We start from the raw sequence: 13,786 nt of genomic DNA, 5'->3' as shown, positions 1-13,786 counted from the left end.
TACAAAAGTCGTCGACATGGCAGAATAGGTCAGTTAACTTTTTCATAGCTGGTTCCTTTGCGATGATTTCCTTTTTAGTCGAAAGATCTGATCGCAGAACCAGCTTTTAGTTCCTGCCTATTTTTATTCCGAGTTCAGGTTAATTACATTCGCTTTAACGGCTTGACGACACTATCTAATCCTTCGATTTTTAGTGCTAAACATAACTTAAGCAACTCTCCCAGTTCAGCGCTTGGCCAACCTTTCTTTTCAAACCAAAGGAAAACAACTGTTTTGGGGAATTTCTATGCCTCTATCACTTCAACTTACAATTGGACAAAACCTTCTTAGAGTAATCACTTAAATTAGGAAAATGCGGATAACCTTTAGTATCAGAAAGTCGCTTAACGGAGTGTCCAAAGTTGCTGGTGCAGATCACAATGGCTTTGCTCGCCTTGAAGACAGGAGGGAAGCCTAAAACCCTCTTGCTCAGTTCGAGCAAATTACTAATAAAGGCGCCACCGTGACGGGCTTGTTCAACAACCAGATAAAGTGTCGGCTGAGCGACACTTATCCTTATTTGTTATATTTTCGTTCTCAACTCTAACGTGATAGAACGTTGAGCATTGCCAAAAATCATTAAATAACCGATATTTCTCGGCTCTCTAAAACAGTCGCAGCTTCTGCTCGCTCAATGATTTTTAGCAATACCGATTGAATCGCTTCATCTTCACGGGCATCTTTGTCACTCGTAAATCTCTGAATTTGTGGTTCGGCGTTTTCTTCAGGAACAAAAGTGATGACTACTTCGGTCGCCAAATCGGTCGTTTCACCGAAATACTCTAGTGATATTTGCGGATAACCTCTGAAACCTCTTTGCACTCGTTTCAATATGCGTTTTTTCGCCTTATCCACGTTCATGATGAATCCTTTTGATGGTTGAACTGAAAAGAAATATAGCCTTGTTAGGTAAATTTCCAGCGTAGTGCGTTTGCCTCATGCTCCTTTATAAAACTGTCTTTATGATTGCAATATACACCAACATCGTTGTTACAAATTGAAGCACCTTCTCGCTTCAAATTACCATAATGCAACGCTATTTCTGGAAAGTGAATCAAGTAGTCTCGAAATGCAATATTCCTATTTACTTCTGGAGACCCAACTAAAAAAGCATGTACTTGGTGACTTCTTTGTATGCCACCTTTTTGAAAATAACGCCTACCTGCAATGCCAAATTCACCTTTAACTTCATACCCAAGCGACTCCATCAGATTATTGTTCCTATCCAACTCTTCTAATGATTTCACTTCAACAAGAATATCGATGATTGGTTTCGCACAAAGACCTTTGACTGAAGTACTACCAATGTGATGAATTGCCACTACATTAGCTGAATTCAAGACCGATTCTAGCAACACCTTTTCATCACTAAATTCATTGGCCCATGAAGGTCGATAGTCTACAACTTCAATTACCCTCGAACTCATTGTTCCTCCATTTACCTAACGAATGACATGGATTCCCCCTCCCGAGGATCTGCCACACTTATGTGGTACTTTTTAACACCGGAGGCACCATGTCTAATTCTTATTTCTGCGGTATCGACCTCGCCAAAAACCATTTCAGTCTGCATGCTATTCACCAAAATGGGAAAGTCTTGCTGCACAAGTCTGTCACTCGCTCTAAATTACTGACTACAATAGCAAATATGCCACCAATGCGTATAGGTGTTGAAGCGTGTGGTGGTGCACATTATTGGGCCAGAACACTCAATAAATTGGGGCACGATGCCCGCATTATGGCTGTTAAATACGTTATCCCTTATAGAACGAAAGGAAAAAACGACCTTAATGATGCTGTTGCTATCAGTGAGGCTGTTCAACGTCCTTCAACTCGCTTTGTTCCGATAAAATCTACCGAACAACAAGCTATTTTGTCCGTCCATAGAATGAGAGAGCACGAGGAATTGCTATTGATCTAATGGAATAAAGATTAAGGGTAGAGAGTGAAACTGAGTACTTTAAAGGGATTTAGTATAGAAAGGAGTGCTATAGATATAAGTTATGTTGCAAACATCAGATGTCGCTGAAACCAAGTTATAAATTTATACCACTCTACATACTAAATTAGTCAAATATATGATTTAATTGAATTTTAAATTAGTATTATACTGGTACATATGGTTATCACTATACTAACGTTGAAATCGGTTAACCGTTGTTCGGTAGCTACTAGCCTTTACAAGTTCCAGACCCTGCTTAGATCTCTGCTTATTTAACTTTTTCACTCGTTCCAAAAAATCATTATGTGCTTGCGTATAGTTCACTCTAATTTGCTTTAATGAGTGATCCCTAACAACCTTCAATAAAAGCCTCTCAACCTCATTATCCAAATAATGTGTTCTATTACCCTTACGCGCGTGAGCAGGTTTCAAGGCTTTCTTTTGCCAACCCGATTTCACGTACACACTGACCCACTCTGCTAATGTTCGCCAGCTTGGTGGATTTAGATCCTCAATAGTTTCAGAAAATGTAGCAAGCCACGGAACCAGTCGCTTTTGGGTGTATGCAGGAACATCTGAGTCCAATACTCCCCTCACATACGCATAGCGTCTTTCCATTGCTTTCTCGTATTCCAATTCTCGCTTTGCTTTCTGGGGCTTAGGCTTTTTGCCTACGGGATTAACAAAAACGGTTTCAGGGAGAGTATCTTTAGATATGGTGCTCAACAGCCCTTTTTCTATATGCGATTCTAATTGTTCTTTTGCAAAGGAAAAGTGGCCACCATGTACGATATCTTTGATGGTGATTTCAGTTCGGCTCACATCGCTCACCTGATAGTGAGAGCACTTTCCGCCTCGATAGCGCTTCACAAGAATAAGACTAGGGTCTCTAAAATTCATCATGCATCTCGTTCTAAGGCTCTAAGAAATAAAGAATCAGACGGTCATTTTCTGAAACGCTGCAACGTGGTTTCATAACTGCTCGGAGTAAGCGTCGGTAGCCCTTCATTACGGCGGTGTTCATTCAACCGTTCCATTCGCTCAACAAAATCTCGATGTGCTTTGCCTATATTGATTCTCACTGAAGACCTAGCATGCTCAACGATAACCTGGGATAGCAATTGATCTACTTCAGGGGGCAATCGTTTGAAGTGATTACCTTTATTATGATGACGTGGGAGCAGCGAGGCTTTTTTCCATCCCGATTCATTAAAAGCTTTAAGCCATCGGAGGAGTGTTTTATATGATGGTGGGGATGCATCCTCGATTTCTGCAGCTACCTTACTAATCCACGGTGTTAAACGATTTTCTGACAATGCAGGAAGATCAGAATCTAATACTTTGCGAACATAGCAATATCGACGCTCTACCTCCATTTCATACGCCGCTTTCTTTCCAACGGCTGTAGGCTTGGTTTTCTTTTTGACGGCATTGATGAACAAAACGTCTGGAACACTGTTTTTGGCCGTAATGATAAGAAGACCATTGTTAATATGGCTTTCTAATTGTGCTCGCTTAAAGGAAAAGCATTCGCCATGCTCTATATCCTGTAATGACACCCATTCAGTATCAAATGAATTCACTTGAAAATAGGATTTTTTTCCACCACTAAAACGCTTAACAAGAATAAGCTCAGGATCTCGAAAATTCATGACGTCTCCTCTTTTCCTAAACGAGCAACTTTTCAAATAATACGTCTACAAGCTTTTATTTAAGGTATACCCTAATTTAACAAGCTCATCGCCTCTCAATAATGTTCATTTAGAGTGGATAAACACTTTAAATGACACTATGTTCAATAAGTCTAGATGCTAAATGAGCAAATTCAATGAGCAAGGTCGGCTACGCACGAGTTTCCACTACAGAGCAATCATTAGATCTTCAGATTCAGAAACTCACGGAAGCAGGTTGTATCAAAATATTCTCTGATACTTCGACGGGATCAGACATCAAACGTCAGGGTTTGGTGGACCTAATGGAATACCTAAGAGCCGGAGACACTCTCGTTATTACACGAATCGACCGCATCGCCAGATCAGTCCTAGATTTGCAGCAGATGGTCAAAACCTTTAACGAGCAGCAAATCCTACTGACCGCTTTAGAACAACCTATCTCAACAGATTCGGCATCCGGTAAAGCGTTTCTTGATATGTTGGCCGTCTTTGCCGAGTTTGAATTAAACATTCGCAGAGAACGTCAACTTGAAGGGATCGCGGCAGCAAAAGCCGCTGGAAAATACAAAGGTAGGAAACCACTCTCGAACGCAATAAAACAACAAGTCATCAGTATGCATTCTGAGCATCAAAAAATTACACAGATCTCTAGTGTGCTAGGCATTTCGAGAAACAGCGTATACAAGATACTTAACGACAACCGCAATGATTCTTGAATGGTATGAATACACTTTTACCCTAAGGCGCTGGCAGCAACTCAACGACATTACATTCTATGGCTTCTGCCAAGCCATACACTTTTTCCAGTGTAATATTCACTTCACCACGTTCAATGCGGCCAACGTAACTTCTATCTATATCAGCAATGAGCGCGAGTTTATCTTGAGAGATGCCTTTTTCTTTACGTACCTCACGTAATTTCGAGCCAAATTTAAGCGCTAAGTCTTTCATTTTTAATCCAAGTTAAAATGAAAACTATCCTTACTTGCAGCATATAAAGTGGACACCAAACTACTCAAGCATGAGCTTTACTTGAGTACCAACGACTGAAGGAAAAATGAGACGTAAGCCTCACTCTTCTTTCCAGTTCATTTTGAATACTTCAACAACGGCTTTTCATACATCTATCATGTTCTCGACGATATGACTCAGAACTGATAGTGAACACCTTACATTAAGGTACTCAATTTTATATCACCTAAATTATACCCTTCCTGTTCACGCATGTTTGCCGTAAAACAGGTATAGTCAACCCTCATGTTAATACCGCTATCCATCTAGTTATACTTTGGTTGATCCGCGCTCAACAGATAAGTTGAGCGCACAGTTTATTCCGTAGAGGGATTAGCACTCGCCCGCAATATAGTTGACGACAACACGGTAATGCTTCCCTGGTGTAATATCTTTAATCAAATTACCCGATACAAGCTCGCCATCCACTCGCAGGCAAACATCTTTTTTATCATGCACCAATACATATTCCACGTGGAAATAGGCACCACGAAACTCTCGTTCGGCCCTAGCCGTGCTCCACTGAGACGGAAGTTGCGGTGAAATGGTAAGACCTTCCCTGCACCCTTTAAGGCCAAATAGCTCTTCAATCACCAATCGGTAATACCAAGCGCCCGTCCCCGTATTGAAAAGGTTACTAGAGCGACCAGCGGTATCCGGATACTGATAATAGGCACCGCGGTAATAGTTAGGAATGTACACAGGTAATTGACCTCTTTGTGCAAATGAATCGCACTCAGGGTCTGCAAGCATTTTTCTTAATGTGCCAAAGGCTCGATCAGGCTGATTAATGTTATACATACTCGCTGCATAAAATGCCGCTGCATGGTTATACACTGAGCCATTCTCACCGGAGCCTGGCCATTTTTGAGTAACACGCCCCACATCTTCTCGCATGGCTGTGAAGGCTGGCGCACACAGCATGACGCCATAAGGCGTATCCAATTGCTCATCGACGGCTCTCAGCATACGTTCAGCTTGAAGCTCGCTCGGCATATTAGCAAGAAAAGCCCAACTTTGAGTGTTTAAGAAGATGCGGCCTTCTTTATCTTCTGGAACGCCGAAAGTAACGCCATCGTCGGTTATGCCTCTTGCATACCAGTCCCCTTTCCATAGATACTCATCAGCGATCACCTTCAGTTCTTCCACTATCCCATTGAAGTGTGCAATCTTCTTAGGATTGTTAACACGGTCGGATAAGCGCACCCAAGACTGCAATGCAAAGCTCAATGCTTGCGTTAACCATCCTGATACGCCCTTTCCTTTAGGGCCAACCATGTTCATCGGGTCACACCAGTCACCCTGAGCGATATAAGGCAATCCACGCTCATCTCGGGCATGACACATATGCTCCATTGCTAGATTCATGTGCTCCAAAACACTGTGTTTTTCCTCTGAATCCTGCCACGCTATTTGCTCTTCTAGAATCTCCCAGTCATTGGTCTCATTGATGTAGGCCTCTAAGATCAAAGTGAGCCACACAGAATGATCAGTGTGCGGGATCTGGTTGATGTATTTCAGTTCCGCCTCAGGCGTTAGCAATATTCCATCAGGCATCTCGCCATCGCGTTTTTGCTGTCCAAGAGACGTTAGAATCACTTGCTTAGTCGTCTCACTGTTGACATACGCCATCCCCATCCCATCTTGCAAATAGTTTCGGGTTTGTGGATCGGTCGTTAGTCGGTGTGTGTCACCGTGATAGTAGACTTGTCGTGGAAGCCAATGATTAACGAACTGGTCGAAGGTATCATCAGGCGTAGAGACCTGCAGCACTCCCTTTCCAGACTTAATGTAAGACGCATAGCCGTCCACGACTTGAGCCTTGTTGGTATGAAGCGCTTCACCAATCACACGGGTGATTTCACCTTTGTCTAATGCTGGACCAAAAACAAAATTGTATTCACGCTCATCATTCGGTTTCAAATCAAGTTCAAACTGCATGATACAAGCGGGCATTTCATAGTGCGCTGGTCGATCGCTTAACCCAGAGCCAAGCTCAAGGCATGTAGGATTATGCAAGCCACCCTGCCCTTCAAATCGAGGGATGCTGGTTTCGAAATGGTCAGGCTTAACATCACATGCTAAGTAAGTAATATCCTTGAGATGTTTGTTTTTTTCGTAGTCTTCTAGCTTTTGATATGGCGTGATTGACGTGCAGACGATCGCATTGAGGTCCTCATCGAAATAAGCACCCATATTCATCCATGACATGTAACCAACAGGGAAGTATGGAACAAGTGAGATCTTTCTTGGTTTATTGTCGCAGTTTTCCACCTTCACATGCCAAAGCTCTGCGGCCAGATCTTCGCTAAGCGTCAAGGTTATCTCAAGCTCAATATCAAGGTGTTTGATTTGCCATTTGATATCACTGAGACCGGGTTGAAACTCAAAAAGGTCGAGTTTTGTTTTCACCGGCGCGAAAGGTGCCGAGAACATTTCCCCTGTTTCATCATCTCTTAGGTAGAAGAAACGACCTGGATGATGAGCAAAGTAAGGTTGCTCAGGCTGCATAAAACTCGTTGCTGCCATGTTCGGATTATGGGCATATTTCTTTGGTTCTGGGTTCATATATTGAGCAACCGCATAACCCTGACAATTCACATGAATCATCATATGCTTGTTCCACAAATAGCCCGCTGAGTTAGGCACTAAGGTTGGATTATCTAGCGAAAATCGCTTACCTGCTTCAATAAACTTTGTCATTCAATCCCCTCTGAAATACAACTTAATTTTCGATTATTTTACTGAGTGAGTGGAGCCTCTAATCGACAAGGTAGGCTCGAAACGCGTCTGAATGGGTAGAGACTCCCCATAACATAAGTTGAGAATTCGATGGCAAGCATTCATAGAGATTTCCTCGAGAGGAATCCGTACGCTGGTCATGGCAGGTGACGTATATTCCGAAATATCAATATCATCGTAACCGATGACAGATACATCCTTCCCAACGACTATTCCCCGCTCGTTTAATGTTGCGATAGCCGCCATCGCACTATTATCGTTACCGCAGAAAAGTGCCGTAAATGGTATATTTTTTTCAATCAATCTCTGCGTTGCTTCTTTCCCTTGTCCAAAGCTATAGCCGCCTGACTCGATAAGGTCATCAAAGATTTCAATTCCGGCTTCAGATAAGCAGTCAATGAAGCCTCTATGTCGACTTATCGCATCTTGAGCACTCATTCTTCCTGTCACCACCGCAATCTTGGTATGTCCAAGCTCAATGAGATGTTCTGCGGCTAAACGTCCACCTTGGTAGTGATTCACACAAAAGGTTTTGTCGATTAACTCTTCAATATCTCGATTAATAAACACCACTTTTGGATAACGAGCCTCTATTCTCGCCAACTCCACCACCGAGAGTTCAGGACATGACATAAGTATTCCGTCACAGTCCCGTTCAATCAGATAATCCAAGCATTCAATACGCTCTTTATCGGTTTGAGTGTCCTCAGCGTTGGCCAAAATAATGTGTTTATCGCGTTTCCTTAATTCTCGCTCTATGGTTTGCAGCATCTTTCGATGAAATGACCCCGAAAATGAGGGAACCCAAAGTCCTATAATGTTGGAGCGCTTCGAGGATAAAGAACGAGCCATGCTATTTGGTCGATAGTTCAATTCAGCCATCGCTGTGGCGACCTTTTCCGCCGACGCAGGTGATATCGACGAACTTCCAGACAAGTATCTGGAAACAGTTCCAACACCAACTCCGGCTAGTTTAGCCACGTCTTTTATTGTTGCCATGCGATTCTACCTAAATGGTTAATTAGCTAACTTATTGACCATATTAGAGCGATATTGTTCATATTTACAGCCAATTATCGCTTTTTATGATTATTTCTCATGCAACGTGACCGGTAACACATGTTTATAAATTAATCATTAAAACCACTAGATCATGTCTAGATTGAGCGCTATAAAATATAGACATGGAATCGATTCCATTTTAAGAAGAAATAATTAAAGACATATAAAACAGGCACAATAACGACTACAAAAGGTATCCACATGATGAAGAAACTTACTATCGCTACAATCATTGGACTTATCGCATCCCCAGTTATTGCCAAGGAAGAAGCCGAGGTGATTCATTGGTGGACGTCTGGCGGTGAATCTGCTGCTATTAAAGTCTTGGCGGACTCTTATGAGGCGCAAGGCGGTACTTGGAAAGACAGTGCTGTCGCGGGGGGTTCAAATGCACGAAGTGCAGCGATAAACCGAATGATCGGCGGCTCCCCTACAACCGCCGCTCTATTTAACACTTCTCAGCAGTATCATGAAATGATTGCGGAAGGGATGCTAAATAATATTGATGAGGTAGCCAAAGCAAACAACTGGGAACAGATCCTCCCAGCGCCAACCATTAATGCCATTAAGGTCGACGGCCATTTTTATGCAGCACCCGTCAACATACATATGCCAGGTTGGTTCTGGTATTCAAAAGAAGCGTTTGAGAAAGCCGGCATCGACAAAGAACCACTAACTGTCGATGAGCTTTTCGCGAGTCTAGATAAACTTAAGTCTGCCGGCTACATTCCTCTCGCATTGGGCGGCCAAAACTGGCAAGAAAACCTACTGTTTGCAACTGTCCTCAGTAATGTTGGCGGTAAGCAGCTTTACCTAGACGCCCTAGGTAAACGAGATGCTGAAACCCTTAACTCTCCAGAGTTCAAACAAGTCGTCGAGACATTTTTGAAGCTAAAACCTTATGTCGATACAGGCTCGCCAGGTCGTAACTGGAATGACACAACGAGTCTTGTTATTAACGATAAAGCGGGCATCCAAATCATGGGAGACTGGGCTAAGGGTGAGTTCACCCAAGCGAACAAGATCCCTGGACAAGACTACGGCTGTTTCCCAGGTTTAGGCGATGACTCCCTATACATTGTGGGTGGTGACGTTTTCGTTTTCCCTAAAACATCAGACGGCGACCAAATTGCGGCACAGAAAAAACTGGTTGAATCCATGTTAAGCCCAGAGACACAGGTTAAGTTCAACAACCTGAAAGGCTCTATCCCAGTGCGTACCGATATCGACGTGTCTAGTATGGATATTTGTGCCCAGAAAGGTGCAGAAATCCTCAAAGTTGCTGAACGCCAAGTGCCGGATGGTTCCATGCTGATGGAAGAGTACTTGTACGGTTCTTTGAAAGATGCGGTCACAGAAGTGTGGAATGCACAGGATATTACCACGGATAAAGCGGTATCTATCTTCGCGCAAGCACTTCGCGACTAACCTTAACTTCAGCGAAGGCGCACCCTGTGCGCCTTCCAATGAATGTCTCCCCCTTTTCAAGAACTAACTGGAGTACATCCATGAATGTTGCTGCGGTGCAAAGACACCTAAAACGTAACGCCCTCGCCTATGTGGCCGCTCTTCCTATGGCATTAACAGTGTTGATTGCCTATATGGGGACTATGATTTGGTCCGTTCGCCTATCATTCACAAGTTCACGGATGCTACCTAAGAGCGACTTTGTTGGTTTTGCCCAATATGAGCGCCTTTTTAGTACCTCTCGCTGGATAGTATCGCTCGAAAATCTACTGGTCATTGCATTTTTGTTTTTGGCAATATGTTTTGTCTTAGGCTTTTTATTGTCCATTTTTATCGACCAGAAAATAAAAGCCGAAAGCTTTTTCAGAACGGTTTTTCTATTCCCTTATGCAATGTCATTTATTGTCACCGGTTTGGTTTGGCAATGGATATTCAATCCTCAATTAGGCATCCAAAATACGATCCAAGCTATGGGGTGGGAGTCCTTCACATTTGATTGGATTGTGGATCCAAACATGGTGCTTTACACCGTTGTCATCGCTGCCGTCTGGCAAGGTGCTGGTTTGGTAATGACGCTTTTGCTCGCAGGGCTAAGAGGCATTGATGAAGATCTTTGGAAAGCGACGAAAATCGACGGAATACCAACGTGGCGTGTTTATGTAAGTATCATCTTGCCGATGCTAAGACCAATGATTATCACCGCTATCGTCTTACTATCGATTAGCATCATTAAGATGTACGACGTCGTCGTTGCGATGACAGGTGGAGGCCCTGGAGTCTCTAGTGAAGTGCCGGCTAAGTTCATTATGGACAACCTTTTTGAGCGCGCAAATATCGGTTTAGCCACAGCAGCATCTACGGTTCTTTTAACGACTGTCTTGTGCTTAATCGCTCCCTTTATTTACTCGAACTACATTAAGAAGCAAGGTAGGTAACTTATGTCAGCGACACTTTCACCTACATTAAAATCGACGACCGCCAAGCGACCAATTTCAGTTAAGGCTCGTTGGGGACGCATTGGTGTCTATGGTTTTCTAACCATCACTACGCTTTTCTTCCTGTTGCCACTCTATGTCATGTTGGTCACCTCTTTTAAAGAGTTGGAAGAGATACGTCTATCCTCTATCTTCGCTCTGCCACAAAGTTTCTCGTGGGATGCATGGAAGGTAGCATGGAGTAGTGCGTGTACTGGCCTCGAGTGTACAGGGCTTCAGGTTGGTTTCTGGAACTCAGTTCGAATATTGATCCCAAGTGTCATTATTTCGGTTCTGTTTGGTGCCATTAATGGCTACGCCCTCTCCTTCTGGAAAATTAAGGGCGCAAACCTATTATTCGCTTGCCTCTTGTTGGGTGCATTCATCCCATACCAAGTCTTCATTTATCCGCTCATTCGTGTGTATGCAGATATTGGTATCTACGGAACACTTACTGGAGTGGTGGTGTCGCACGTAATATTTGGTATGCCTATCATGACACTGCTATTTAGAAACTACTACAGTACGCTTCCGTTAGAGCTCTTTAACGCGGCTCGAATCGATGGAGCGGGGTTTTTCAAGGTATTCTTCACCATCATGCTACCCATGTCGGTACCTATCATCATCGTTGCCGTCATCATGCAGGTCACCAATATTTGGAATGACTTCCTAATTGGCTTGGTCTTCGCGGGTAACGACAACCTCCCAATGACGGTACAACTGAACAATATCGTCAACACGACTACTGGTGAGCGAGCTTATAACGTCAATATGGCCGCCACTATTCTCACTTCACTTGTACCACTGATCATTTACGTCGCATCGGGGCGCTGGTTTGTGCGTGGTATTGCCTCTGGCGCAGTTAAAGGATAACGCTATGGGAATCGTAAATATTAACAAACTTGATATCAGCTACGACTCGGTCAAAGTCGTTGACCAATTAGACCTAGCCATCAACGACGGGGAGTTTTTGGTACTGCTCGGCCCTTCAGGGTGCGGAAAATCCACTTTGCTCAATGCCATAGGTGGGTTGATTGATACGAGCGGCGGCTCGATTCATTTTGATGGTAAAGACGTAACTTGGGCAGATCCAAAAGATCGTGGCATTGGTATGGTCTTTCAATCCTATGCTCTCTACCCAACCATGAGTGTTGAAAAGAACATGTCTTTCGGCCTACGTATCGCAGGCGTAGACAAAGATACAATTAACAAAAAAGTGGCATGGGCAGCAAAACTTCTTCAGCTAGAGCCTTTACTAAAACGCAAGCCCTCTGCGCTTTCCGGAGGTCAGCGACAACGTGTTGCTATCGGGCGAGCTCTAGTACGTGATACTGATATCTACTTGTTCGATGAGCCACTTTCGAACCTAGATGCTAAGTTACGTGCAGAACTTAGATTAGAGATCAAGAAGCTACATTCAACCCTAAAATCAACTATGATCTACGTGACGCACGACCAAATAGAAGCGTTAACGCTGGCCGATCGGATTGCTGTAATGAAAGACGGTATTATTCAACAACTGGACACGCCGCATAACGTCTACAACAAACCGCAAAACTTGTTCGTTGCCACGTTCTTAGGCTCTCCAGCGATGAACTGCATCGAAGGCGAATTAGAGGTCACTCAAGAGCAGGTTGTGTTTAACTCACACAACCTTTCTATCGACATCACTGACTATCCTTTTATCCAACCACCGGTCGATCGCATGCGGGTAACCCTTGGGGTTCGCCCAGAACACCTTTTGACTAAACTTGAGCCACTGCAATCCGATAATGCGATTGTCGGTCAAGTCGAGCTAGTAGAACCTATGGGGTCCGATACCTTAGTCTGGACTAAGTTTACCGATGAACACACTCTTTCTCATCGAATTACCTCTGACGAAAGTGTTTTTATGGGAGACCAAGTGACAGTAATCGTTGAAGCAAAAAACTGCTCCGTGTTTGATTCTCAAACTACGCAGCGGCTCTAACACTTGAATAGCTTATTAATGGAACTGAATGGATGCCTTTACCCAAACGTTACGAGGCATCCAATTTTTATAGATACTTCTTAAAATAACGAATAATAAGAGAAAGCTATGACAGAGAAACCTTTAAAGAGGTCTGCAGTATTTATCATTATGGGAGTCTCAAGCACTGGTAAGTCGACAGTCGGAGAATTGTTTACTGATGTCAGAGGACAATAAAATTTGTTCGGAAACGTGCTTTTTCAAGCGATTCGTAGGCTATAAAAAACTAAAGTTTGATCATTTTTAAGGTACATTGCTACCCGAAACACGATGGAAATGACAATAATAAAGTCTGATCTATCCTCTAGCAAGGTTTTGGACAAAAGCTACTTAGACTAAATACTTAAATTAGAAAAATACGGATAACTTCGGGTATGGGAAAGTCGCTTAGTAAAGTGTCCAGTTTCGCGGGTGCAGATCACTTCGTGTGATGACCTGTTAAAAAACAGTCCTCTCAAAGGTGAGTTGAAGAAGATTGGCATAGATAACTACGATAAAGGATATGCAAGCTTATTTGATAAGCTAAAAGACAAGATACCTCTAGCACTAGATAATGCAAAAAAACTGAGGAAGCACGCTATGAAAGATGCAGATCCTGCAAAAATAGCTCCTCATTATCTCAATCCATACGTAGACACGGATGAAATGTTTTTGGATATTAAGAACTTCATTGAGAATAAAGCTAGTTTAAGAAAGTAGACTGAAAGAAATGGGCGCTAGTTCCTGCGCCCTAACGCCGCATTCTTACGAATCCCCTCATAATTTCTATATAAAACAATGAGTAGACGCGCATCGCTCATTCTGATCTAATGAATTTCGCCAAAAACACACCTGATTAAATGGATTTAATAGGGAGCCCTAACGATGC

General features: G+C 43.1%; 13 protein-coding genes and 2 pseudogenes. 7 read left to right on the top strand and 8 right to left on the bottom strand.

What is annotated here, in order from left to right; all coding sequences use genetic code 11:
• Positions 1 to 143: 143 nt before the first annotated feature.
• The 3 genes and pseudogenes from AACW06_RS17655 to AACW06_RS17645 all read right to left on the bottom strand — a co-directional run.
• A pseudogene (locus tag AACW06_RS17655) lies at positions 144 to 260 on the bottom strand (putative quorum-sensing-regulated virulence factor); the annotation flags it as partial.
• A 358-nt stretch (positions 261 to 618) separates the two neighbouring features.
• Complete coding sequence (locus AACW06_RS17650) at positions 619 to 900, bottom strand: hypothetical protein (protein ID WP_170826491.1); 282 nt, start codon at positions 898 to 900, stop codon at positions 619 to 621.
• A gap of 44 nt (positions 901 to 944) precedes the next feature.
• The gene (locus tag AACW06_RS17645) at positions 945 to 1,466 is read right to left on the bottom strand and encodes a GrpB family protein (protein ID WP_192076083.1); all 522 of its coding nucleotides are present in this window, start codon (positions 1,464 to 1,466) and stop codon (positions 945 to 947) included.
• An 89-nt stretch (positions 1,467 to 1,555) separates the two neighbouring features.
• Between AACW06_RS17645 and AACW06_RS17640 the strand changes: the two are divergent.
• Positions 1,556 to 1,939, top strand: a pseudogene (locus tag AACW06_RS17640) (IS110 family transposase); the annotation flags it as partial.
• 234 nt (positions 1,940 to 2,173) lie between these two features.
• On the opposite strand, the gene AACW06_RS17635 reads toward AACW06_RS17640, so the two are convergent.
• On the bottom strand, positions 2,174 to 2,884 hold the full coding sequence (locus AACW06_RS17635) for a hypothetical protein (RefSeq protein WP_192076082.1): 711 nt from the start codon (positions 2,882 to 2,884) through the stop codon (positions 2,174 to 2,176).
• A 41-nt stretch (positions 2,885 to 2,925) separates the two neighbouring features.
• The gene (locus tag AACW06_RS17630) at positions 2,926 to 3,633 is read right to left on the bottom strand and encodes a hypothetical protein (protein WP_192076081.1); all 708 of its coding nucleotides are present in this window, start codon (positions 3,631 to 3,633) and stop codon (positions 2,926 to 2,928) included.
• A gap of 176 nt (positions 3,634 to 3,809) precedes the next feature.
• Between AACW06_RS17630 and AACW06_RS17625 the strand changes: the two genes are divergently transcribed.
• The gene (locus AACW06_RS17625; RefSeq protein WP_192076080.1) at positions 3,810 to 4,370 is read left to right on the top strand and encodes a recombinase family protein; all 561 of its coding nucleotides are present in this window, start codon (positions 3,810 to 3,812) and stop codon (positions 4,368 to 4,370) included.
• A gap of 22 nt (positions 4,371 to 4,392) precedes the next feature.
• On the opposite strand, the gene AACW06_RS17620 is transcribed toward AACW06_RS17625, so the two are convergent.
• The 3 genes from AACW06_RS17620 to AACW06_RS17610 all read right to left on the bottom strand — a co-directional run bounded on the left by AACW06_RS17620 (position 4,393) and on the right by AACW06_RS17610 (position 8,406).
• Complete coding sequence (locus AACW06_RS17620; protein WP_192076079.1) at positions 4,393 to 4,605, bottom strand: helix-turn-helix domain-containing protein; 213 nt, start codon at positions 4,603 to 4,605, stop codon at positions 4,393 to 4,395.
• A gap of 393 nt (positions 4,606 to 4,998) precedes the next feature.
• The gene (locus tag AACW06_RS17615; RefSeq protein WP_192076078.1) at positions 4,999 to 7,368 is read right to left on the bottom strand and encodes a GH36-type glycosyl hydrolase domain-containing protein; all 2,370 of its coding nucleotides are present in this window, start codon (positions 7,366 to 7,368) and stop codon (positions 4,999 to 5,001) included.
• Positions 7,369 to 7,401: 33 nt separating this feature from the next.
• Complete coding sequence (locus tag AACW06_RS17610; RefSeq protein ID WP_192076077.1) at positions 7,402 to 8,406, bottom strand: LacI family DNA-binding transcriptional regulator; 1,005 nt, start codon at positions 8,404 to 8,406, stop codon at positions 7,402 to 7,404.
• A 264-nt stretch (positions 8,407 to 8,670) separates the two neighbouring features.
• Between AACW06_RS17610 and AACW06_RS17605 the strand changes: the two genes are divergently transcribed.
• The 5 genes from AACW06_RS17605 to AACW06_RS17585 all read left to right on the top strand — a co-directional run bounded on the left by AACW06_RS17605 (position 8,671) and on the right by AACW06_RS17585 (position 13,617).
• The gene (locus AACW06_RS17605) at positions 8,671 to 9,897 is read left to right on the top strand and encodes an ABC transporter substrate-binding protein (protein ID WP_192076076.1); all 1,227 of its coding nucleotides are present in this window, start codon (positions 8,671 to 8,673) and stop codon (positions 9,895 to 9,897) included.
• Between the two features lie 80 nt (positions 9,898 to 9,977).
• Complete coding sequence (locus AACW06_RS17600) at positions 9,978 to 10,871, top strand: carbohydrate ABC transporter permease (RefSeq protein ID WP_192076075.1); 894 nt, start codon at positions 9,978 to 9,980, stop codon at positions 10,869 to 10,871.
• Between the two features lie 3 nt (positions 10,872 to 10,874).
• Positions 10,875 to 11,783, top strand: a complete 909-nt coding sequence (locus AACW06_RS17595; protein WP_192076074.1) for a carbohydrate ABC transporter permease — start codon at positions 10,875 to 10,877, stop codon at positions 11,781 to 11,783.
• Between the two features lie 4 nt (positions 11,784 to 11,787).
• Positions 11,788 to 12,879, top strand: coding sequence for an ABC transporter ATP-binding protein (locus AACW06_RS17590; protein ID WP_192076073.1), 1,092 nt, complete (start codon positions 11,788 to 11,790; stop codon positions 12,877 to 12,879).
• Between the two features lie 504 nt (positions 12,880 to 13,383).
• Entirely contained in the window at positions 13,384 to 13,617 is a 234-nt protein-coding gene (locus tag AACW06_RS17585; protein WP_192076072.1) for a hypothetical protein, read from the top strand.
• Positions 13,618 to 13,786 lie beyond the last annotated feature (169 nt).

It is taken from the genome of Vibrio sp. S12_S33 (assembly GCF_963889785.1).
Taxonomy (GTDB): Bacteria; Pseudomonadota; Gammaproteobacteria; order Enterobacterales; family Vibrionaceae; genus Vibrio; species Vibrio aestuarianus.
Note: the sequence above shows the minus strand (reverse complement) of the source record. Positions and strands in the feature narration are given on the sequence as shown.

What these genes read in the sequence shown, in the direction of transcription:
- AACW06_RS17590 (WP_192076073.1), top strand. Translation starts at nt 11,788, where the DNA reads ATGGGAATCGTAAATATTAACAAACTTGATATCAGCTACGACTCGGTC.
- AACW06_RS17600 (WP_192076075.1), top strand. Translation starts at nt 9,978, where the DNA reads ATGAATGTTGCTGCGGTGCAAAGACACCTAAAACGTAACGCCCTCGCC.
- AACW06_RS17615 (WP_192076078.1), bottom strand. Translation starts at nt 7,368, where the DNA reads ATGACAAAGTTTATTGAAGCAGGTAAGCGATTTTCGCTAGATAATCCA.
- AACW06_RS17645 (WP_192076083.1), bottom strand. Translation starts at nt 1,466, where the DNA reads ATGAGTTCGAGGGTAATTGAAGTTGTAGACTATCGACCTTCATGGGCC.
- AACW06_RS17620 (WP_192076079.1), bottom strand. Translation starts at nt 4,605, where the DNA reads ATGAAAGACTTAGCGCTTAAATTTGGCTCGAAATTACGTGAGGTACGT.
- AACW06_RS17650 (WP_170826491.1), bottom strand. Translation starts at nt 900, where the DNA reads ATGAACGTGGATAAGGCGAAAAAACGCATATTGAAACGAGTGCAAAGA.
- AACW06_RS17630 (WP_192076081.1), bottom strand. Translation starts at nt 3,633, where the DNA reads ATGAATTTTCGAGATCCTGAGCTTATTCTTGTTAAGCGTTTTAGTGGT.
- AACW06_RS17625 (WP_192076080.1), top strand. Translation starts at nt 3,810, where the DNA reads ATGAGCAAGGTCGGCTACGCACGAGTTTCCACTACAGAGCAATCATTA.
- AACW06_RS17610 (WP_192076077.1), bottom strand. Translation starts at nt 8,406, where the DNA reads ATGGCAACAATAAAAGACGTGGCTAAACTAGCCGGAGTTGGTGTTGGA.
- AACW06_RS17595 (WP_192076074.1), top strand. Translation starts at nt 10,875, where the DNA reads ATGTCAGCGACACTTTCACCTACATTAAAATCGACGACCGCCAAGCGA.
- AACW06_RS17635 (WP_192076082.1), bottom strand. Translation starts at nt 2,884, where the DNA reads ATGATGAATTTTAGAGACCCTAGTCTTATTCTTGTGAAGCGCTATCGA.
- AACW06_RS17605 (WP_192076076.1), top strand. Translation starts at nt 8,671, where the DNA reads ATGATGAAGAAACTTACTATCGCTACAATCATTGGACTTATCGCATCC.